The 18,753-nt window shown below is 49.4% G+C and carries 19 protein-coding genes and 1 pseudogene; 15 read left to right on the top strand and 5 right to left on the bottom strand.

What is annotated here, in order from left to right:
* The first annotated feature begins 114 nt into the window (after positions 1 to 114).
* Entirely contained in the window at positions 115 to 1,851 is a 1,737-nt protein-coding gene (locus tag RQP52_RS28795; RefSeq protein WP_315955039.1) for a methyl-accepting chemotaxis protein, read from the top strand.
* A gap of 61 nt (positions 1,852 to 1,912) precedes the next feature.
* On the opposite strand, the gene RQP52_RS28790 is transcribed toward RQP52_RS28795, so the two are convergent.
* Entirely contained in the window at positions 1,913 to 3,202 is a 1,290-nt protein-coding gene (locus RQP52_RS28790) for a glycoside hydrolase family 18 protein (protein WP_315955038.1), read from the bottom strand.
* A gap of 188 nt (positions 3,203 to 3,390) precedes the next feature.
* Between RQP52_RS28790 and RQP52_RS28785 the strand changes: the two genes are divergently transcribed.
* From RQP52_RS28785 to RQP52_RS28760, 6 genes and pseudogenes are all read left to right on the top strand, one after another.
* Positions 3,391 to 4,164, top strand: a complete 774-nt coding sequence (locus RQP52_RS28785; RefSeq protein ID WP_315955037.1) for a hypothetical protein — start codon at positions 3,391 to 3,393, stop codon at positions 4,162 to 4,164.
* Positions 4,165 to 4,174: 10 nt separating this feature from the next.
* Positions 4,175 to 4,630 (top strand): hypothetical protein, encoded by a 456-nt coding sequence (locus tag RQP52_RS28780; RefSeq protein ID WP_315955036.1) that lies wholly within the window; start codon positions 4,175 to 4,177, stop codon positions 4,628 to 4,630.
* A gap of 110 nt (positions 4,631 to 4,740) precedes the next feature.
* A pseudogene (locus RQP52_RS28775) lies at positions 4,741 to 4,950 on the top strand (YiaA/YiaB family inner membrane protein); the annotation flags it as partial.
* Entirely contained in the window at positions 4,939 to 5,193 is a 255-nt protein-coding gene (locus RQP52_RS28770) for a YiaA/YiaB family inner membrane protein (RefSeq protein ID WP_315955120.1), read from the top strand. The pseudogene RQP52_RS28775 and the gene RQP52_RS28770, both read left to right, overlap by 12 nt.
* Before the next feature lie 117 nt (positions 5,194 to 5,310).
* Positions 5,311 to 5,790, top strand: a complete 480-nt coding sequence (locus tag RQP52_RS28765; RefSeq protein ID WP_315955035.1) for a CBO0543 family protein — start codon at positions 5,311 to 5,313, stop codon at positions 5,788 to 5,790.
* A 10-nt stretch (positions 5,791 to 5,800) separates the two neighbouring features.
* Entirely contained in the window at positions 5,801 to 6,295 is a 495-nt protein-coding gene (locus RQP52_RS28760) for a CBO0543 family protein (RefSeq protein WP_315955034.1), read from the top strand.
* A 714-nt stretch (positions 6,296 to 7,009) separates the two neighbouring features.
* Here RQP52_RS28760 and xylA read toward each other — a convergent pair.
* Positions 7,010 to 8,329, bottom strand: a complete 1,320-nt coding sequence (gene xylA / locus RQP52_RS28755; RefSeq protein ID WP_315955033.1) for a xylose isomerase — start codon at positions 8,327 to 8,329, stop codon at positions 7,010 to 7,012.
* Positions 8,330 to 8,501: 172 nt separating this feature from the next.
* Here xylA and RQP52_RS28750 point away from each other — a divergent pair, with 172 nt between their 5' ends.
* The 3 genes from RQP52_RS28750 (at position 8,502) to RQP52_RS28740 (ending at position 10,914) form a co-directional block, all read left to right on the top strand.
* Positions 8,502 to 9,677, top strand: coding sequence for an ROK family transcriptional regulator (locus RQP52_RS28750; RefSeq protein WP_315955032.1), 1,176 nt, complete (start codon positions 8,502 to 8,504; stop codon positions 9,675 to 9,677).
* A 153-nt stretch (positions 9,678 to 9,830) separates the two neighbouring features.
* A complete protein-coding gene (locus RQP52_RS28745) occupies positions 9,831 to 10,337 on the top strand; it encodes a hypothetical protein (RefSeq protein ID WP_315955031.1) in 507 nt (168 codons plus the stop codon).
* 70 nt (positions 10,338 to 10,407) lie between these two features.
* Complete coding sequence (locus RQP52_RS28740) at positions 10,408 to 10,914, top strand: Crp/Fnr family transcriptional regulator (RefSeq protein ID WP_315955030.1); 507 nt, start codon at positions 10,408 to 10,410, stop codon at positions 10,912 to 10,914.
* Here the strand turns inward: RQP52_RS28740 and hmpA are convergent.
* Together hmpA and RQP52_RS28730 are read right to left on the bottom strand one after the other, a co-directional pair.
* Entirely contained in the window at positions 10,909 to 12,123 is a 1,215-nt protein-coding gene (gene hmpA / locus RQP52_RS28735) for an NO-inducible flavohemoprotein (RefSeq protein WP_315955029.1), read from the bottom strand. The genes RQP52_RS28740 and hmpA overlap by 6 nt on opposite strands.
* Before the next feature lie 204 nt (positions 12,124 to 12,327).
* Positions 12,328 to 12,546, bottom strand: a complete 219-nt coding sequence (locus RQP52_RS28730; protein WP_315955028.1) for a hypothetical protein — start codon at positions 12,544 to 12,546, stop codon at positions 12,328 to 12,330.
* 115 nt (positions 12,547 to 12,661) lie between these two features.
* Between RQP52_RS28730 and RQP52_RS28725 the strand changes: the two genes are divergently transcribed.
* Positions 12,662 to 14,263, top strand: coding sequence for a beta/alpha barrel domain-containing protein (locus RQP52_RS28725; RefSeq protein WP_315955027.1), 1,602 nt, complete (start codon positions 12,662 to 12,664; stop codon positions 14,261 to 14,263).
* 21 nt (positions 14,264 to 14,284) lie between these two features.
* The gene (locus tag RQP52_RS28720) at positions 14,285 to 15,019 is read left to right on the top strand and encodes a metallophosphoesterase family protein (protein WP_315955026.1); all 735 of its coding nucleotides are present in this window, start codon (positions 14,285 to 14,287) and stop codon (positions 15,017 to 15,019) included.
* A gap of 279 nt (positions 15,020 to 15,298) precedes the next feature.
* On the opposite strand, the gene RQP52_RS28715 is transcribed toward RQP52_RS28720, so the two are convergent.
* Entirely contained in the window at positions 15,299 to 15,934 is a 636-nt protein-coding gene (locus RQP52_RS28715) for an FMN-dependent NADH-azoreductase (RefSeq protein WP_315955025.1), read from the bottom strand.
* A 267-nt stretch (positions 15,935 to 16,201) separates the two neighbouring features.
* On the opposite strand from RQP52_RS28715, the gene RQP52_RS28710 reads away from it, so the two are divergent.
* From RQP52_RS28710 to RQP52_RS28700, 3 genes are read left to right on the top strand one after another with little or no spacing between them, the layout of a single operon-like run.
* Positions 16,202 to 17,236 carry an agmatine deiminase family protein gene (locus tag RQP52_RS28710; RefSeq protein WP_315955119.1) on the top strand — a complete coding sequence of 345 codons (1,035 nt, stop codon included), beginning with the start codon at positions 16,202 to 16,204 and terminating at the stop codon, positions 17,234 to 17,236.
* A gap of 6 nt (positions 17,237 to 17,242) precedes the next feature.
* Positions 17,243 to 18,118 (top strand): N-carbamoylputrescine amidase, encoded by an 876-nt coding sequence (gene aguB / locus RQP52_RS28705; RefSeq protein ID WP_315955024.1) that lies wholly within the window; start codon positions 17,243 to 17,245, stop codon positions 18,116 to 18,118.
* A gap of 3 nt (positions 18,119 to 18,121) precedes the next feature.
* Entirely contained in the window at positions 18,122 to 18,742 is a 621-nt protein-coding gene (locus tag RQP52_RS28700; protein WP_315955023.1) for a LysE/ArgO family amino acid transporter, read from the top strand.
* Positions 18,743 to 18,753 lie beyond the last annotated feature (11 nt).

Raw genomic sequence — 18,753 nt, 5'->3', positions numbered from 1 at the left:
AAACAACCTAAACCAATTAATAAAAATAAAATAAATAAAATTTAGTTGCTTTTATTGTCTACTTTCTGAATGACCTGTATATTTAAAAGCAGATTACTCAGGGGAGATGAGAAAATGAAGAAGATCAGGTTGATAAGCATCGTTGGAAACTTGAAAATTAGTATGAAAATATTGGCGTTGAATGTGTTGGCTGTCGTTTTCCTTATCGTTCTGACGGTGACGAGCTTCTTTTTTCTCAGTGAAATCAACAAAAAAGCGGAAGAGATGTACCAATTCGATTATTTGCCAACAACTTGGATCAATGAAGTGGAGAGTAACGTTCATACCATCAATGACAGGCTCCTGGAGCATGTCTTAACACCGGATAGCCACTACAAGGATGTACTAGATAATGAGATCAGCAAGACGCATGTTAAAACCAATCAATTATTGAAAGATTACGAAGCAACCTTGGAAGGGGAGCCCGTAGGGACTTTATGGATATCCAAGTTAAAAGAAGCGCTAATCTCTTATGAGGAAGATCAGCGAAAAGTGGAGTCTCTGTCGGCGTCAGGGCAGACCCAAGAGGCTTATAAGTACTATAAAACACATATCAAAGGTACGATGGAAGACATCCACGGTTATGTGGAGAGCTTGCTAAACGACCGTTTGGAAACATCGGAGGAGATAAACAAAGAGCGTAATCAGCAGTACCGGCATCTGATCTGGATATTGCTTATATCCTCGGTTTGTGCAATCGGCATTTTTTATGTGATAGGAAGATGGTTATCAGCGCTCATTGTCAGACCGCTGCATGTTATGCAGGGGCTCATGGCCGAAGCGGAAGCCGGTAATCTTTCCCTGTCCATTGAGGGGGCTGTTTCGAAGGATGAAGTTGGCAATTTGCAGCGCTCTTTCCAAGCCATGTTAATCAGCCTGCGGGCGTTTATCGGGAATGTTCAGCAAGGCGCGCATGTCCTCACTCAGCAGGCGGAGCAGTTCGCCAGCCATGCGGAGCAAAGCAAGCTGGCTGCGGAAACGATAGCTGTTTCGACAGACTCCTTGTCGCAAGGCATTCAAGAGCAAGTGGCTATTGTCACAGAGACGCTATTTACCATTCAAGTTGTGAAAGAGGAAATGGCTGCTATTAGCGCAGACAGCCGTCATATGGCGCAGTTGGCCGAATCTGCAGCAGATGTGTCATTAGCGGGTATGGAAGCTGTAGGGAGAATGCGCGAGCGGATTGGGCTCGTTTCTGATAAAGTATCGGCGGCAGGGACGATTGCGAATGAACTGCGTGACAGCTGTGGTCAAATAGGTTCTATCATTGGCGTCATTACGGACATTGCGAAGCAAACCAATATGCTGGCATTGAATGCTTCTATTGAGGCCGCCAGAGCGGGGGAGGCGGGCAAAGGATTCAGTATTGTAGCTGGAGAGGTGCAGAAACTGTCTGGACAAACGAATGAAGCAGCGAAACAAATTGCAGGTCTTCTTCGTGAGATTGAAGATAAAGCCGGGGATGTGGATACGGCGATGTGTCAGGGTATGAAACTGACGGAGGATGGCGTGATCGCTTCACAACAAGTGAACGACTCGCTACTGTCGATGAAGCAAGCCTTTGGCGGGGTCTTAATGAAAGTGGAGGATGTGAGTGCAGCGATCGCCCAAGTCACGACCAGCAGCGACGAAGTCGTTACGCATATGGAGCACGTTACGGAGTCTGCGAACATAGGGGCGGCTGCGAGCCAGGATTCAGCGGCTGCCAATGAAGAGCAGCTCGCCATGATGGAGGAGATCTCCACCTCCTCCAGAACATTGTCCGACATGGCAGGGCAGCTGCTGGAAGCGGTTGACCGTTTCCGTGTGTAAACGATTAAAGGATAGAGCCGTCAGTAGTCTTCTGACACTCTATCCTTTTTTTCATACGTGATTAAGCACGTTTGACGACTTTGAAATTTTCCTCCAACAGCAGCCAGTTCTGTGGAAATCGGAGTCCCAGCTTCCAATAACTGATACCGCGTAAGCCCAGTTCTTTCAGTAAACGGAACTTAGCCTGAATGGAGCGGGCATCCTCAAACCAAACTGTATGCTCTTTGCCGGCATCATCCCAATAGTTGAAGTGAGGAGCCTGCGCTGAGTAATCGTATAAAATCTGCGCGTTGTATTTGCGGGCCAAATCAATCGCAGCTTGCGGGGAGACGGCTTTGGCGAACGGACCGCCTTTCACGAAAGGCAGCGTCCAGTCATAGCCGTACAGGTTCTGGCCCATCATCACTTTGGATGACGGCATTTCACTTATGGCATACTCGAGCACTTTGCGCACGGGACCGATGGGGGAGACCGCCATAGGGGGACCGCCGCTGTAGCCCCATTCATACGTCATAATAACGACGAAGTCGGAGATTTGACCATGCGCTCTATAGTCGTGAGCGGAATACCACTCGCCTGCTTGAGTGGCGCTTGTTTTGGGGGCGAGCGCCGTCGACATCAGGTAACCTTGCTGATGAATCTGATCGGCCGCTTTCCGTAGGAAGCGGTTGTAGGCATCGCGATCATCCGGATATAGATGCTCTATATCGAAATGAATATCCTTGAAGCCAAGTTCCTTAGCCGTAGTAAGGATGGTTTGGAGCAGGCGGTTCTGCACGGTTTCATCCGTGAGAATAATATGCCCGAGCTCCGCGCTGAACTGATCATTTTCCAGGTTAGTCACAACCATCATCAGGGTGGCCCCATTCTGCTCGGCAATTCCCCTAAGATCGTCGAGAGGCGGGGCCTGTAAGGTGCCATCCCGCTTAATGCGGAAGGAGAAGGGGGCTAAGTAGGTAAGGTGTGGGGTTGCTTCCCTTGCGGCTTGAATCAGGGCAGGTGAGACTTCGTTCCCCCGTGATTCCAAATACGCATTAACTTCCGCTTGTGTGCGGGGAGCTGGGGGGATATATAATCGGAAGCCGACGGGTAAAGGCTGGTACAGGGTGAGTCCATTGATAGATGCAAGTTCGTGGAGGTCAAGACCGAGCTTATGAGCAATCGAATAGAGGCTTTCGCCGGGCTGCACCCAATAGTACGAGCCTACGATTGGAATGACCAATGCCTGTCCGATGACCAGTGATTGGCTGGGCGTCATCTCATTGGCTGCTGCAATCGTATCCACGGACACACCATATGTTTGCGAAATGCGATATAACGTCTGTCCTCTTTGGACAACGTGGATTTGCATGGGGATTCCTCACTTTCTTACGTAAGCAAGGAACCGGATCCGAGCCTACTTTTTTCTTTACCATATTCGAAATCGGGCGAGTGGGTGTATGTCTACTCACAAACAATTGTCGAAAAGGCATGCATATCTTACACACCAGCGAAGATAATAGAATAACTGGAAACTTATTCTTCATAAGGATGCTGCACATGCCACAGAAACCCCGCCGTCAAATCGCTTTCGTCAGTTTATTAGGCATTACTCAGCTGCATTTGCGGAATCCCTATATTATTGCTTGGTGGTCTGCGGCTTTCCCGGGCTTCGGGCATTTGCTGCTATCCAAGTACTTTCGCGGCTTTATGCTGATTGGTTGGGAAATGCTGATTAACAGCCAAATGCATTTGAACGAAGCTATTGTGTATACCTTCACAGGGCAATTCGAGAAAGCCAATGAGGTGTTAAACATCCGGTGGATGTCTCTCTATGCTCCTGTTTATTTATTTTCCATCTATGATAGCTATCGCACCGCCGTGGATATGAATCATCACTATTTGCTGGCCAGACGGGAAAACGCACCGATCGAACCCTTCAAAATGTCTGGAATGGAAATAAACTACTTAGATAAACGCTCCCCTTGGCTGGCCGTTGTCTGGTCACTGCTGATGCCGGGAATGGGGCAGCTCTATACCCAACGTATTATTAATGCCTTCTTTGTTCTTGGGAACTGGATCCTTGTATCGTATTGGTCTCATTTACTTGAAGGAATTCATTTTCTCCTATATTGGGACTTGTCTAGAGCGAGCAGCGTTCTGCATATGCACTGGATTCTATTTCTGCCTTCTATTTACGGGTTTGCCGTTTATGATGCTTACGTCAATACGGTCGAGTACAACAAGCTATTCGATCATGAACAGGCTGTGATGTTAAAAAGCAGCTACCAGCCCTCACAGTTTTCATTTCCTAAATCACCGCTTCGAAAATAAGGAGGATACCATGCATGTCATAGCATCATTTGAACACTCCATTTATTTGGAACTGGCGATAACGGCTGTTGAAGAAGCGGGTATTCTTAAGGAAAATATCTATGCGGTCCCGCTGCAGGAGAGACCCGGCAAGCCAGGGATGTTCGACAGCATCCATGGATCAGACGGCATCAGCTTATTTGATGCGGGTGCGGCCTTGGCAACAGCCTTCACGGTTATAGGCTCCACCTATGGTTTTGTGTTAAAAGGAGGAGCGATTCTATGGGGGCTGATTGGCGCAGCAGCGGGGTTCACGATCGGGGTTGTTATTGATATTTTGCATAAAAAGAAGAAAGGGGTGAAAAATCCAGCGCCGGGTAAGAAGACCGAAGTGGTCGTTCTCGTCAACTGCACCAAAGAGGAGGCGAAGTACATTCAGACGATGTTTTGGGAACATATGGCGTTGGGTGTGGCCGTTTGCGATTGATGGGTACTATTGGTAAATAGTACTTTTTGAGATGTTTTCATTCTCCTATACTAAGTATCAAGAGCAAGATACTAAACGGTTGCAGCAGCAGCCACAGGAGGATTTCAGAGATGATACTCAATACGCGCAAACGGAATACAACGGCATTTACATTTATGGCATGGGCATCTTTTATCGGCGCTTTTCTGGCCATGTTTATCGGAATATATACGTTAGAGGAATCGCTAAGTGTAAAAGGTTATTTTGCCGTCTGCGCCTTATTCCTAACGATGTCGGCGTTCGTCCTGCAGAAGGTCATCCGCGATAATTTGGAAGACAGCTACGATTCCCGGAAACGCAACACATCGGCTTTCACCTTCTTGGCCTGGAGTTCCTTCGCTCTTGCGCTGCTCGGCATGTTCATCGGCATTATTAATCTCGAACAACTACTTTCCGTAAAAGGGTATTACGCGGTTACGGCCTTATTTCTTACGATGTCTTCCTTCGTGCTTCAAAAAACAGTGCGTGACAACAACGACGACGCGCCGCTGCAAACTGTAGAAAAAAATACCGAAGAGGTGTAAGACAATCGCGCTTTTCCTAAAAGGACGACGAAGTCGTTTCTCCTTGTCTCAGGGTTAAATGGAAGCAATTCGGGCATATTGGGAATTAGGAGATTTCATGCAGAAAGGCTGAGTAGTATGACAGTGGAACGGGGTGTTTTAATCGTCATTTGGATCGTTTGCATCATTCTCATACCGATTAAGATACCCAAACATCGGACTCGGGAAGCCGTTCTGTTATTCTTATCTACGCAAATGGTCGCTTGGATCATGAGCTTGCTGTTAGTCGAATGGCAGGCCATTGCCAATCCGATTCGCGAATTTCCTGCTGCATCCGGGAGCAATTTCACTAATAACTATATCTTTTTCCCGATGGTCTCAACGCTGTTTGCGCTTTATTATCCAAGCCGGAACTCGGGCGTAATCACGTTTTTTTATCATCTTCGCGTCGTTTTGTTCTTAGCGATCTATTTAACTTTGGTTTCCAGTTTTACAAAAATTCTGAAATATGTGCATTTCAATATCGTCCTTCATACGGTTCTCTTATGGCTGGTCTTAAATGCGGTAAGAACGTATGTAGAATGGTTTTATCAAAGGAAGATACAGAAGGAAGGGTAGAACGACGGTTATGAATGTTAAGTTAGACTATTTCATTATCTTAGCCGTGTGGGCGATCTCTGCCATTGGAATGCTCCTTGTGCCCAAACGCGACCGTCGCAAAGCGCATGTTGCCTTTCTATTTCAGCAATTTTTAAGCTGGATTCTGGGCCTTATCGTTGTGGAACATAGATGGCTGGAATATCCGATTAGAGAGCTTCAGCGAAATTACTCGAGTCTAACGTTTGAATTTATGGGCTATCCGATCATTGCCGTTTATTTGAATATTTACTATCCGAAGGTGAAAAAGGGGTGGGCTCGCTTTCTCTTCGTGCTGGCCTTTCCGACAGCGATTACGGTGGTTGAGGTTATCCTTGAAACGCAAACCCAGCTGATCAAATATCATGCTTGGAGCTGGTATTGGACGTTCATTAGCATATGGGTGACTCTGCAGCTATCCCTTGTATTTAATCATTGGTTTTTTGCGCGTGACGACGGGGGGAAACAGCCGGAGGTGCAGCGGTAGGGTTGTAAAGCAAGATTAGCTGCTGCGGGAATGGCCGATCCTGCTGTGTTTCTTGCTGTAATGTTGTTTTTCAGCACTAAAGTGTGGTCAACGCTCGGAATATTTGCGTTAACGTTGTAAAACAAGCTTAGCTGCTGCGGGAATGGCCGATCCCGCCGTGTTTCTTGTTGTAACGCTGTTTTTCAGCATTAAAGTTTGCTCGACGCTCGGAAGTTCTGCGTTAACGCTGTAAAACAAGCTTAACTATCCCGTGGATGAGTCAATCCAGGTCCTTACAACGCCAGAGTCTTTCCTGTGGCTACGTCCCAGCAGCTATGTTGCACTTTCTGCAACCATTTGGCCGCAATTGGCTTGTTCGGATAAGCCACATTGCACTTTTTGCAGCGATTTGCCCTCAAAAGCTAACGTTTGAGCACAAATCCAATGATTTCATTGTATTTTGTACAATGAAGGGGAAAGAAAGCCGCGAACAACCCTAACTACGTTGCAGAAAATACAACAAGGGGGGCTTGAAGCACTACAAACAAGCTTCCCTTAGCCTGCCCAGTTGGCCCCCGAAGAGGCAGTAGATCCGCAAGCAAGCCAATCAACCAACCTGCCCAGCAGCCACAGTGCAGCAAGCAGACAAAAAAGACTGCCCCTCAGGCCATTTCTGGCCTTCGGAGGCAGTCTCATGTTGTGTTCGGCGCGTGTATCGCCTAACCAAGCAGGTAATTATGAGTTAATCAGGTACTGGTTAACCGTAGCTTTAATCAATTCCAAACGGCCGGATTGGTTAACGATGTTGTGGCTGTTCTCAAGCGCGTAAGCTTCAAGTGTCTTGAAGTTTGCTTTGCCGGACACGATATCCGCGCCGATGCCGGATTTGAAGGAAGCGTAGCGCGTGTCGAGAATGTTATCGAATACGCGGTCTTCGATCATTTTGGCAGCGACTTGCAAGCCACGTGCAAAGGAGTCCATACCTGCGATGTGAGCATACACCACATCAATAGGCTCGAAGGATGTACGGCGAACCTTAGCGTCAAAGTTCACGCCACCTCTGCCGATTCCGCCTTCGTTAAGAAGGATTTCGTACATCGCAAGTGTCGTCGCGTACAGGTCAGTCGGGAACTCGTCGGTATCCCAGCCGAGCAATAGATCGCCTTGGTTCGCATCGATGGAACCAAGCACGCCGTTAATACGGGCAACGCGAAGCTCGTGCTCGAAAGTGTGTCCAGCCAGCGTAGCATGGTTAGCTTCCAGGTTTAATTTGAAATACGGAAGCAAGTCGTATTTTTGCAAGAAAGAAAGCGTAGTAGCCGCATCGAAATCGTACTGATGCTTGGAAGGCTCTTTCGGCTTAGGTTCGATCAAGAATTGTCCGGTGTAGCCAATTTCTTTGGCATAATCAACCGCCATGTGCAAGAAGCGGGCAAGGTTGTCGAGCTCCAGACCCAGATCCGTGTTCAGCAGCGTTTCATAACCCTCACGGCCGCCCCAGAAAACGTAATTCTCAGCGCCGAGTTCTTTGGCATGATCCAAAGCTTTTTTCACTTGTGCAGCAGCATAAGCAAAAACGTCAGCATTATTAGTTGTAGCAGCACCGTGCACAAAACGCGGGTTCGTGAACATATTCGCTGTGTTCCACAGCAATTTTTTGCCGGAAGCCTGCATCTTGTCTTTGATCAGACCTACGATCTCATCCAGGTATTGGTTCGTTTCTTGCAGCGTGCTGCCTTCTGGCGCGATGTCGCGGTCATGGAAAGCGAAGTAGTCTACATCAAGAATGTGCAGCAGCTCGAAACATGCGTCAACGCGCGCTTTCGCCAGTTCAAGGCCGGAATATTGATCCCAAGCGCGAACAGCCGTGCCGCTGCCGAACGGATCGGAGCCGTTAGCGGAGAAGGAGTGCCAGTAAGCGATTGCAAAACGCATATGTTCACGCATCGTTTTGCCTAGAATCACTTGGTCAGGGTTATAAAATTTAAATGCCAGCGGGTTCGTCGATGTGCGGCCTTCGTATTTGATTTGTTGGATGTTATCAAAGTAGCTCATGAATTCAGCCTCCAAAATGAGTTTATAAATGCTTATGAAGTCATCATAGCATCATTCGCAAAGTTTGTAAATTCATTAAACAAACTTAGTTAGTGCGTGAGGATGCCATTCGTGTTAAAATCAGTTCAATTACAAGAAAAGACAAGCTATTGGAGCGGTGTGGGGGCTAGTTATGAAACAAACAGGCGATTTAAATTTAGTGAAAAAAATAAATAAATCCATCGTGCTGCACCATATTCGCACGGATTCGCCGATATCCCGCGCACGGATCGCGGAGATTACAGGGCTTACGAAGGCGACGGTATCCAGCCTCGTGAACGAGTTGATCGAAAGCAGCCTAGTCGATGAAATCGGCGCTGGCGAGTCCAGCGGAGGACGTAAGCCAATGATGCTGCTGTTCAATGGGACGGCCGGATATGCCATCGGCGTTGATCTTGGCGTCCATGATATACTGGCTGTTTTGACGGATTTAACCGGTAAGGTGATCAGCGAAAAAAGAGTTCAACATGACAACGCCTCGGTTGAATCCGTCATTCAGCTGTTGAAGGTAACGATCCGCAAGCTGATCGACAGTGCGCCGGCGAGCACTTACGGCATCATTGGCATCGGCATTGGTGTGCCGGGCATATGCGATGATGACGGCAATCTGCTGTTCGCTCCTAACTTAAGCTGGGAGAACGTGCCATTGCAAAAGGATATCGAGGAAGCGTTCGGCATTCCTGTCGTCATTGATAATGAAGCGAATGCAGGAGCTGTAGGAGAGAAGCAGTTCGGAGCGGGGAAAGACACCGCGAACCTGGTGTATATCTCAATCGGGATCGGGATTGGCGCCGGCATCATCATTAAGGGAGAACTGTACCGTGGAGCAACCGGATTCTCCGGTGAGATCGGGCACATTTCGATCCAGCATGACGGACCGAAGTGCCGCTGCGGGAGCTTAGGCTGCTGGGAACTGTACGCGTCCGAGCATGCGCTGCTAGAGCAAGCCCGCCTGGAGCTGGGAGAACCCGCGCAGCTCGATATGCTGCTGAGCAAGGCGGAAGCCGGAGATCAGAAGGTCATTGCACTGTTTGAGCGACTCGGGTATTATCTCGGCGTTGGTGTCGTTAACATCATTAACGGTTATAATCCCGAGTTCATCATTCTCGGAGGCCGTTTGGCCGGAGCGGAGAAGTGGCTCATGAAGCCGCTGCTCCAACTGTTGGAGAAACGTTCATTGCCGCTTCCACGGAAGCTGCTGAACGTGGAGTTCTCGCAGCTGAGCGACCGTTCGACGGTTCTAGGGGCGGCATCGTTTGCGGTATCGAAGTTTTTTGCCTCAACGACGGTGTCTATAGATGGTAATTGATCGTTAAGGTAGTTAATAAATAATCAGGTATGAGATATGTATGAAATTGCATTTGACCATCCCATCCGATCTTATGTAAAATAAGAAGGGTTTTGAGCCTCTTATGACTCCTATGACTCTCTTATGACTCACAATAAAGGACGGAAATCAACGATGCTTTTACGTTCACTCGTCATTTGCTGTTATTTAATGGGTGCTTACTGGGCGTCCTATCATTTTCCATCGCTCCGGATGGTCTTTTATCCCACGCTCGGTGCTTTCAGCTTCCTTTTCATGCATCGTGTGGATCAAATTAAAGATGTCGGACGAATCACCCTTGGGGCGATTATTGCGGTCACCCTTGGAAGCGTCATGTACAGCATTAGTCATGGCACGCTCTCCTTTTTTCTAACGGCTATTATTACGATTTCACTTATTCAGGTTTTAAAATGGAACGCTGCTCCGATCTTGTCGGTGTCGTTTATTCCTTTTTTTGCGCATACGACTTCGATTTGGGCTCTGCCGGCAGCCGTTTTGGTTTCACTGCTTGGTCTAATCATATTTGTGTGGCTCATCGCGAAAGTCGAGCAAGTACCGGTCGTCTCCAGATGGTCGGAAGCCTTCTCGCAGTTCCTCAACAAGATGATGCCTACCCCTACGGCTATAAAAAAAGAACTTTAAACAATCAAACAAATAAAAGCGACCAGCATAAGAACTGCTGTCGCTTTTTCGCGTAGAGGAGACTGAAAGGATGAAGCTTCACAAAGGCGAGACTTTGTTTCGTCAAGGGGAATCAGGGAGCTTATACCGGCTCAAAAGCGGTCTGCTCAAAATTGTCCGAGTACACGAAGACGGCCATGCCACACTCGTGAATATCATTGTGCCGGAGGAGACGATTCCTCACCATTCGCTGATTAGCCCCAAGCCTTATTATGGGACGGCGGTCGCACTGGTAGCTAGTGAAATTGAAACTATTCCTTCCGAGGAATGGTACCGTGAACTGGATCACAACCCGGAGCGCTTCCGAATCATTGCGCAGCAGCTGCAAGAGAAGCTAAGGATGATGCAGCAGCGGATTGATCAATTGACCGAAGTAACACCGACGGTGAAGCTGCAAAAGCTGGAACAGTGGATGCACAGTTATCTGGGCACCACGGTTTTAACGGATGTGCTTACACAAGAAGAGATCGGCCAATTGATCGGGCTGCGCCGGGAAACCGTGAACCGGCTTCTAAGGGAGAAAGTCGCGAAATTATAAGCTGCCGGCAGGGCCGAAGAACTCAAAGTGTCGGTCCTCTTCCGGGATACCCCACTCGCGAAGGGCGCTGTTTACAGCTTTCATGAAAGGCACGGGACCGCAGAAATAGAAGCTTGCCGCGGACGTAGGCACAACGCTTTGAAGCCAGTCAAGACTAACGTGACCTTCTCGATGAAAAGAGTTCTCTTCCCGATCTGATGCCGTAGGCTTATCGTAGCACCAATAATAGCTCAGTGCTGGATGCTGTAAGCCGAGCTCCTCAATATGCCCTTTGAAGGCATGATGCTGACTGTTCTGAGCCGCATGGATGAACGTCACTTGGCGCTCGGGATTCGTAGCGGCCAATGTTTGCAGCATGCTAACCATCGGTGTTAATCCTACGCCGCCGCTGATGAGCACGACAGGACGGGGATCCTGCTGATCCAAAGTGAAATCCCCCGCTGGCGCAGAGATCAGAACAACATCGCCTTCCTTTGTCTCATTGTGCAGGAACATTGAAACTTTCCCGTCAGGACGGTCGGCCATTAAATTTTCCCGTTTCACCGAAATTCGGTAATGGGCCTTTCCAGGAGCGTCCGAGAGGCTGTACTGGCGGATATGTGTGTACGTGTCGCCAGGAATATCAAGTTTGACACTGATATATTGCCCCGGTTCAAATGTTGGGAGTGGAGCCCCGTCCTCAGGCATAAGATAGAAGGAAGTAATCACATCGCTTTCCTTCACCTTCCGAGCAATTCGAAAACGTTTAAAATCCGACCAACCGCCCTCTTGCGCTTCTGTTTGGTGATACATATCCGCTTCAACTCCAATGAAAGCATCCGCGATGATGCCATAGGCTTCGGCCCAAGCTTGCAAGATCTCCGGCGTAGCCGCTTCTCCGAGCACCTCTTGAATGGCGGCAAGCAGATGCTGGCCGACAATCGGGTAATGCTCCGGCTTCACCCCAAGGCTGCGGTGTTTATGAGCAATTTGTTTCACAACGGGCAAAATGGCTTCGAGCCGATCAATATGCACCGCGGCGGCGTAAACCGCATTAGCCAGAGCGGTTTGCTGTCTGCCCTGTTTTTGATTAGCATGGTTAAATATGTTCAGCAGTTCGGGGTGTGAAGTGAATAACATTTCATAGAAGCGTTTCGTGATGGATGTACCATGTATCTCTAATACGGGAGCTGTGGATTTAATGATATCGATGGATTGTTGACTTAGCATAGGGACTCGCCTCACTTCAGAAAGTTTTGGTGGTTATGAGGTAAGTATAGTAAAAAGCGAATGGGTGAGATGTGATTGTAATCACATGAAAAGACAACAATCTGTGTCTGTATTCATTTCAATCTTTTTCGCGTTATACTAGAAATGAACAAATTTCCATATCATTATAAGAGACAGGAGCGCATAGATGCCTGACTGGTCTTATCATTCGATATTTAAACCACTTTTGTTTCGTTTGCCGTCCAAGATCGCGCGGGACCTTACATTACAGACGATGGGCGGATTAAGCCGCATGCCGGGCGGTACCTTCGTTATCAAAACGATGGGGCATTTCGAGCAGTCGGCCGTGCTGCAAGATGAAATCGCTGGGGTGCCGATTCCGTGCCCCGTCGGCTTGAGCGGAGCTCTCGATCCCGAGGGCATCGCGCACAAAGCGCTGGCCCAGCTCGGGATCGGCTTCATCGAGCTTGGCCCCATCACCGTGCGCGAAGTGCGCTGCGACGCGCCTATCGAGCGCGTCCCCGAGCAGGAAGCCATCGTGTACCCCGATGGCTACGCCAATGCTGGCGCAGATGCGGTCGCCGAGCGGCTGCGCAAAGGCACAGGGCATCGCCTGCCGCACTTCGTGCGACTCCGGCCGATGCCGGGCAGCACGCCGCGCGAAGCGCTGCTTCAGCAGCAGGAGCTGCTGGAGAAGCTGGCGCCGTACGCGGCGGGCTTCTACATCGATGGCCTCGCCGAAGGCTGGCCACCGGACGAAGCTTTGTCGTACCTCCTCGAGGTACGACAGCTGGCAGCAGCAGCGGGCAAGCCGGCGCTGCTGTATATCCCGCCGCAGCTGCCCGAAGGCATGCTGCGTGAGCTCCAGCCGGCCAGCTGGAGCGGGGTCGTCGTCGGCGAAGCGCAACGCGAGGAGGGCAGCCGCCGCATCTGCGTTGGCGGCCGATCTGTCCTCAGCGCGCAGCTGAGCCTGATTCGCCGTCTCCGCGCAGCTGGGGCGGCCACGATCGTCGCGGCTGGCGCGGTGAGTCAGCCGCAGGATGCGCTAGAGCTACTGGCCGCAGGCGCGAATAGCGTGCAGCTGCACAGCGGGCTCGTATACGCGGGGCCAGGGCTGCCAAAGCGAATCAACGAAGCGATTCTTTATGACCGCATTCGTGACACAGAGGAGCCGCCGCCGCCGTCGTTTTGGGCGAATTGGGGCTGGATGAGCTTGCTCGGCATTGGCATGATGATCGGCGGTGTGCTGGCTTGGCTGATCGCTTCAACCAGCGTGCTTTTGCCATATGATGAAACCTTCCTTGGCGTGAGCCGGAGTGTCATAAATCGATTTAACGGGCATATTATACATTTCATGTCTCATGACCGTATTACTTTAGCGGGGACCATGATCTCGCTAGGCATTTTTTATTACCAACTGGCCACACATGGTTTGCGGTTCGGCTCGCACTGGGCTCGTACCGCGCTGCTTACTTCATGCACAGTAGGTTTCAGCAGCTTTTTCCTGTATCTTGGTTATGGCTATTTCGACCCGCTGCATGCTATCGCAGCTGCTGTGCTTCTCCCCATGCTGCTGCTCACCTTGCGCGGGTTGAATGATTATCCTTCAAGGAAGCCTCCGGGCTTACGGAATGACGCCCTCTGGTACAGAGCCCAGTGGGGGCAGTGCTGTTTCGTTGTCCTTGGGTTTGGTCTCGCGATCGGCGGGCTGACCATTGCTTTTGTCGGGATTACGCAGGTGTTCGTACCGACCGATTTAGCGTATCTGGGTGTAACACCTGAGCTTCTTACAAATTGGAACGAGCATCTGATTCCGCTTATCGCGCACGATAGGGCGGGTTTTGGGGGCGCCTTATTTTCATTGGCTGTAGCCATTGCAGCTTCCGCGCTCTGGGGAGTGAATCAAGGCGAAAGCTGGCTGTGGTGGACGTTTCTGTGGGGCGGAATACCAGGCTTTGCAGCAGGGTTGCTGGTCCATTTTCATATTGGCTATACAAATTTCATTCATTTGCTTCCCGTTTACATAGCTGTGCTGCTGTATGCCATTGGCCTATACCTGTTGTATCCGTTTCTAGTTCGGAGGGCGGGGAAAGAGGCGGACGTGTCAGTAACGGCATCATCAGCGGAGGAATCATTTTAATTTAAAGGCAGGTGCGGCTTGATGGAGAAACTAGCCCTTATTTCAGATATCCATGGCAATATGCCTGCATATGAAGCGGTCATGCACGATATTCAGGAGCGGAATGTGACGCAAATCATTTGTCTCGGCGATCTCGTCGGCAAAGGACCGCATTCCGAACAGGTCGTGGACCGTGTACGGGAATCCTGTGATGTAGTGATCAAAGGAAATTGGGATGATTTCATCGGAAACCAAGTAACGGATCCGGTTTTGCTTTGGCAGCAGGAGCGGTTGGGGATAGAGCGGACGACATATCTAAAAGAGCTGCCTTTTTCCTATGAATTTTGGATGAGCGGTAAATTCGTAAGATTGTTCCACGCTTCGCCAAGAAGTGTCTACGAACGCATCCAGCCGTGGGACTCTATGGAGAGCCGATTGTCGATGTTCGAATCCTCTGAAGCTTGCGGTGATCCCAGGGAAGCGGATGTGGCAGGTTACGCCGATGTCCACAATGCTTTTCTGCAAATACTCAAAGGACGAATGCTTTTCAACACAGGCAGCGTGGGCAATCCTCTAGATATGACGCAGGCTTCTTATGTCCTATTGGAGGGAAATTATCACAGCAAAGAGCCTGGTACGTTTAATCTTCAGCATGTGAGAGTTCCATACGATATCGAGCTTGCTGTACAGCATGCCAAGGATGAGCAGATGCTGGACGCGGATGCTTATATTCTGGAGCTGCGAACGGGGCAATACCGGGGCCGTAAGAAAACATAGACCAAAAAAGCTAAGTAGACCGTATACCGGTTTACTTAGCTTTTTTTGTGTTGGAGGGAACTATGATCCTCTATTTTCCATGGTAAGGCACAGTTTCTACGTGAAAGGGGAACTACGTTCCTCTATTTAAGTGTTTTTACCTAAAAGTACGCCATGGAGGATAAATAAAAGCCTGTAGTTCCGCTAGGAGAGGAAACAGCTCGTTTTTCTCCAGAATAGAGGCCTCCAGTTCTCTTGTTACCCTGGCTGGGGGGCGTAGTTTCCCCGACAGTCTTCCCTCTAAAAGCTCTTTGCCAAATCCTTGGCCTTAGCAATCGCTTCTTCTTTAATTTGCTGCGCTCTATCCGCGAACTGATTGGTCCCTTCTATGAAAAGTCCTTGGAAGTCGGTGATTCCAAAGAAAGACATAATGATGCCAATATAACGATGGCCCATCTCCATAGCTGCCGCGGGACCTTCTGAATACACGCCGCCACGGGCTTGGATGTGCAGTGCTTTTTTGCCTGGCAGCAGGCCTACGGCGCCGCTTTCTGTGTATTTGAATGTTTTGCCGGCCATACATATGGAGTCAATATAGGCTTTCATGATGGGAGGAAAGGAAAAGTTCCACATCGGTGTCACAAAAACATATTTATCCGCGGCGACAAACTGGTCGGTTAATTCGCCGAGGCGAGCAACCTTGGCCTGTTCTTCCTTGCTTAGCGAAGTAAATTCTTGGCCGCTCCGTAATTTGCCCCATCCGCTGAACACATCCGCGTCAATGTGCGGAACCGAGATTTTGTACAAGTCGATTGGAATCACTTCGTCATTCGGATTAGCTTCCCGATAAGCATCGATGAAGGCCTTCCCTACAGCCATACTGTAGGAAGTCTGATGATCGTGAGGGTGTGCGGTAATGTGTAAGATAGTTGCCAAAATTGGTCATCCTCCCTAATGTGTTGTGTTGTGCGCTGTTCAAGCCTTTTTTAATGTTCATAAATCGGAGGCAAACTATACGAAGCTAATTCTGGATGGCTTTTAGGTCTAGCTAGAGTTTGATAGAGTTTGCTAGCAGGTCGTTCTCAAAATTGTAAACCTCTGTACATTGAGTGGAGGCTCCTTTTGGTATATGATGAAAGACGGTGCTTTTTGGCCCTCAAAAATACGTATATAAATTTTATATAAAGTGAGATGGATGAAATGATGAAACCTAAGGATTTACGCTATAAAATGCCCGCAGAGTGGACAACTCATGAACGCACTTTCATTTCATGGCCTGTCCAAGCTTCCATGGTGTACCCAGAGGATCACGCTGTCGTAACAAAAGGCTACGCGGATTTGGTCAAGGCCATCGCGGAATTCGAGCCTGTGACGGTCGTTGTCAATCCTGCTGATGCCGATCAAGTTAAGGCAATGTTTACGGAGCCTAACGTTGATTTTCTAACAATTGAACATAACGATGCCTGGTTCCGTGATAATGGCCCTACCTTTTTGCTGAACGAACAGCAAGAAATCGCCGCGGTGAATTGGAAATTCAATGCATGGGGCGGCAAATATGCGCCCTGGGATCTGGATGATAACGTGGCTCCGCAAATTTTGGAGCACCATGGCGTGAAGCGTTTCGACGCTCCGCTAGTGATGGAGGGCGGCTCCATTCATGTCGATGGAGAAGGCACGCTTTTGACAACGGAAGAATGTTTACTTAATACGAACCGTAATCCGGAGCTAAGTCGCGAAGCGATTGAAGAACTTGTGAAGGACTTCGTGAATGTCGAGAAAATCATTTGGTTGAACAAAGGACTCGACGGCGACGAAACGGACGGCCATGTCGATAATATCGCTTGCTTCGCTGCCCCGGGCAAAGTCATCTTGCAAGTGTGCAATGACCCTTCCGATGCGAATTATGCCATCACACAGGAGAATCTGGAGATTCTGCGCAAGGCGACAGATGCCAAAGGCCGTTCTTTCGAGATTATCCAAATCGAACAACCGCCTATTACTTTCTTTGAAGAGCAGCGTTTAACACTTAGTTATTTGAACTTTTATTTCGTGAACGGCGGCATCATTTTGCCGGTGTTCGGCGGGACAGCCGAGGAGACGGATCGCAAAGCGGAAGAAGTGCTGAGCGCAGCATTCCCGGACCGCAGAATCCGCAAAATCAACGGGATGTCCATTATCAAAGAGGGCGGCAACGTCCACTGCACAACGCAGCAAATGCCAGCTAGCCAGAAAGGGTGATACATCGTGAGAAACGTTAAAGTAGCAGCCACTCAAATGAGCTGTTCCACAAACATTGATGAAAACATTCGCAAAGCAGAAGCTTTGGTTCGCCAAGCCGCTGCGAAGGGCGCGCAAATCATTTTGATTCAAGAACTTTTCGAGACGCCTTATTTCTGCCAAAAAGAAAAGTCCGATTACTACGTGTACGCGACGGAACTCGAGAATAATAAAGCCATTAATCATTTCCGCGAGATTGCCAAAGAGCTTAAAGTCGTGCTGCCGATTTCTTTTTATGAGAAAAAAAATTATGCGCGCTACAATTCGCTTGCCGTCATTGACGCTGATGGCCAAGTGCTCGGCACTTACCGCAAAAGCCACATTCCGGATGGTCCAGGGTATGAAGAGAAGTTTTATTTCAATCCTGGCGACACCGGCTTCAAAGTGTGGAAAACCCGTTACGCCAAAATCGGCGTAGGCGTATGTTGGGACCAGTGGTACCCGGAAGCTGCCAGAGTAATGGCTTTGATGGGCGCTGAGCTGCTGTTCTACCCAACGGCAATCGGCTCTGAGCCGCAAGATGGCTCCATTGATTCCAAAGATCACTGGCAAATGTGCATGCGTGGACACGCCGCGTCGAACCTGATGCCGGTTATTGCTTCGAACCGCATTGGGAAAGAAGTAGACGAAGATTCCAGCATCGACTTCTATGGATCTTCTTTCATTGCCGGCCCTCAGGGCAACATGATCGAAGAAGCTGGCCGCACGGAAGAAACGGTGCTTGTCGCTGAATTCGATTTGGATCAGTTGGAAATTCAACGGATCGAATGGGGCATTTTCCGCGACCGTCGTCCGGATCTTTACAAAAAAATTGCGACCTATGATGGAGATCAGGTGCTGTAAGTTATGCTCATTGCCTTATTGAAAGGTATTTTACTTGGGCTCTCGATCGCAGCGCCGGTCGGGCCCATTGGTATATTATGCATTCGAAGAACAATCGCATTAGGCCGCTTGCATGGCTTCTTGTCAGGGCTGGGAGCTGCGACAGCTGACGCTTTCTACGGCTTTATCGCCGGATTCGGATTGACGCTGATCACCGGCTTTCTCCTTGACCAAAAGGTGCTGCTGCAAGCGGTAGGCGGTTTATTCCTGATCTACTTGGGTGTGCAAACCTTTCGTTCCCGGCCTGCTACGGAAGCGGCCAAAGCCTCTGGTGATACGCTGCTCAAATCGTATGCGTCGACCCTCATGCTCACCATCACCAACCCGATGACCATCATGTCGTTCCTTGGTGCTTTTGCCGGTTTAGGCATGGGTGGCGCGCAAACCGGCATGGGGGCGGCCATCGCTCTGGTGATTGGCGTATTCGCCGGATCTGCCTTATGGTGGCTGGCGCTCAGCTTCGTGATCGGGATGTTTCGCGATCGTATCCATGTTTCCGTGTATCGCTGGATTAACCGGATATCGGGTGTCATTTTAACCATATTCGGTCTTGTAGCCATTGTTGGGCTGCTCCTTGGGGGGTAGCCTTTTGTCTT

This window comes from Paenibacillus violae, assembly GCF_032461945.1.
Classification (GTDB): Bacteria; Bacillota; Bacilli; order Paenibacillales; family NBRC-103111; genus Paenibacillus_E; species Paenibacillus_E violae.
Note: the sequence above shows the minus strand (reverse complement) of the source record. Positions and strands in the feature narration are given on the sequence as shown.

Bases quoted from the DNA above. Each gene is read 5' to 3' on its own strand.
- RQP52_RS28720 (WP_315955026.1), top strand. From the start codon at position 14,285: ATGGAGAAACTAGCCCTTATTTCAGATATCCATGGCAATATGCCTGCA.
- xylA (WP_315955033.1), bottom strand. From the start codon at position 8,329: ATGAGCTACTTTGATAACATCCAACAAATCAAATACGAAGGCCGCACA.
- RQP52_RS28700 (WP_315955023.1), top strand. From the start codon at position 18,122: ATGCTCATTGCCTTATTGAAAGGTATTTTACTTGGGCTCTCGATCGCA.
- RQP52_RS28785 (WP_315955037.1), top strand. From the start codon at position 3,391: ATGCCACAGAAACCCCGCCGTCAAATCGCTTTCGTCAGTTTATTAGGC.
- RQP52_RS28780 (WP_315955036.1), top strand. From the start codon at position 4,175: ATGCATGTCATAGCATCATTTGAACACTCCATTTATTTGGAACTGGCG.
- RQP52_RS28790 (WP_315955038.1), bottom strand. From the start codon at position 3,202: ATGCAAATCCACGTTGTCCAAAGAGGACAGACGTTATATCGCATTTCG.
- RQP52_RS28745 (WP_315955031.1), top strand. From the start codon at position 9,831: ATGCTTTTACGTTCACTCGTCATTTGCTGTTATTTAATGGGTGCTTAC.
- RQP52_RS28710 (WP_315955119.1), top strand. From the start codon at position 16,202: ATGAAACCTAAGGATTTACGCTATAAAATGCCCGCAGAGTGGACAACT.
- RQP52_RS28760 (WP_315955034.1), top strand. From the start codon at position 5,801: ATGAATGTTAAGTTAGACTATTTCATTATCTTAGCCGTGTGGGCGATC.
- RQP52_RS28765 (WP_315955035.1), top strand. From the start codon at position 5,311: ATGACAGTGGAACGGGGTGTTTTAATCGTCATTTGGATCGTTTGCATC.
- RQP52_RS28730 (WP_315955028.1), bottom strand. From the start codon at position 12,546: ATGCCCTCGGGATCGAGAGCTCCGCTCAAGCCGACGGGGCACGGAATC.
- hmpA (WP_315955029.1), bottom strand. From the start codon at position 12,123: ATGCTAAGTCAACAATCCATCGATATCATTAAATCCACAGCTCCCGTA.
- RQP52_RS28740 (WP_315955030.1), top strand. From the start codon at position 10,408: ATGAAGCTTCACAAAGGCGAGACTTTGTTTCGTCAAGGGGAATCAGGG.
- RQP52_RS28750 (WP_315955032.1), top strand. From the start codon at position 8,502: ATGAAACAAACAGGCGATTTAAATTTAGTGAAAAAAATAAATAAATCC.
- RQP52_RS28795 (WP_315955039.1), top strand. From the start codon at position 115: ATGAAGAAGATCAGGTTGATAAGCATCGTTGGAAACTTGAAAATTAGT.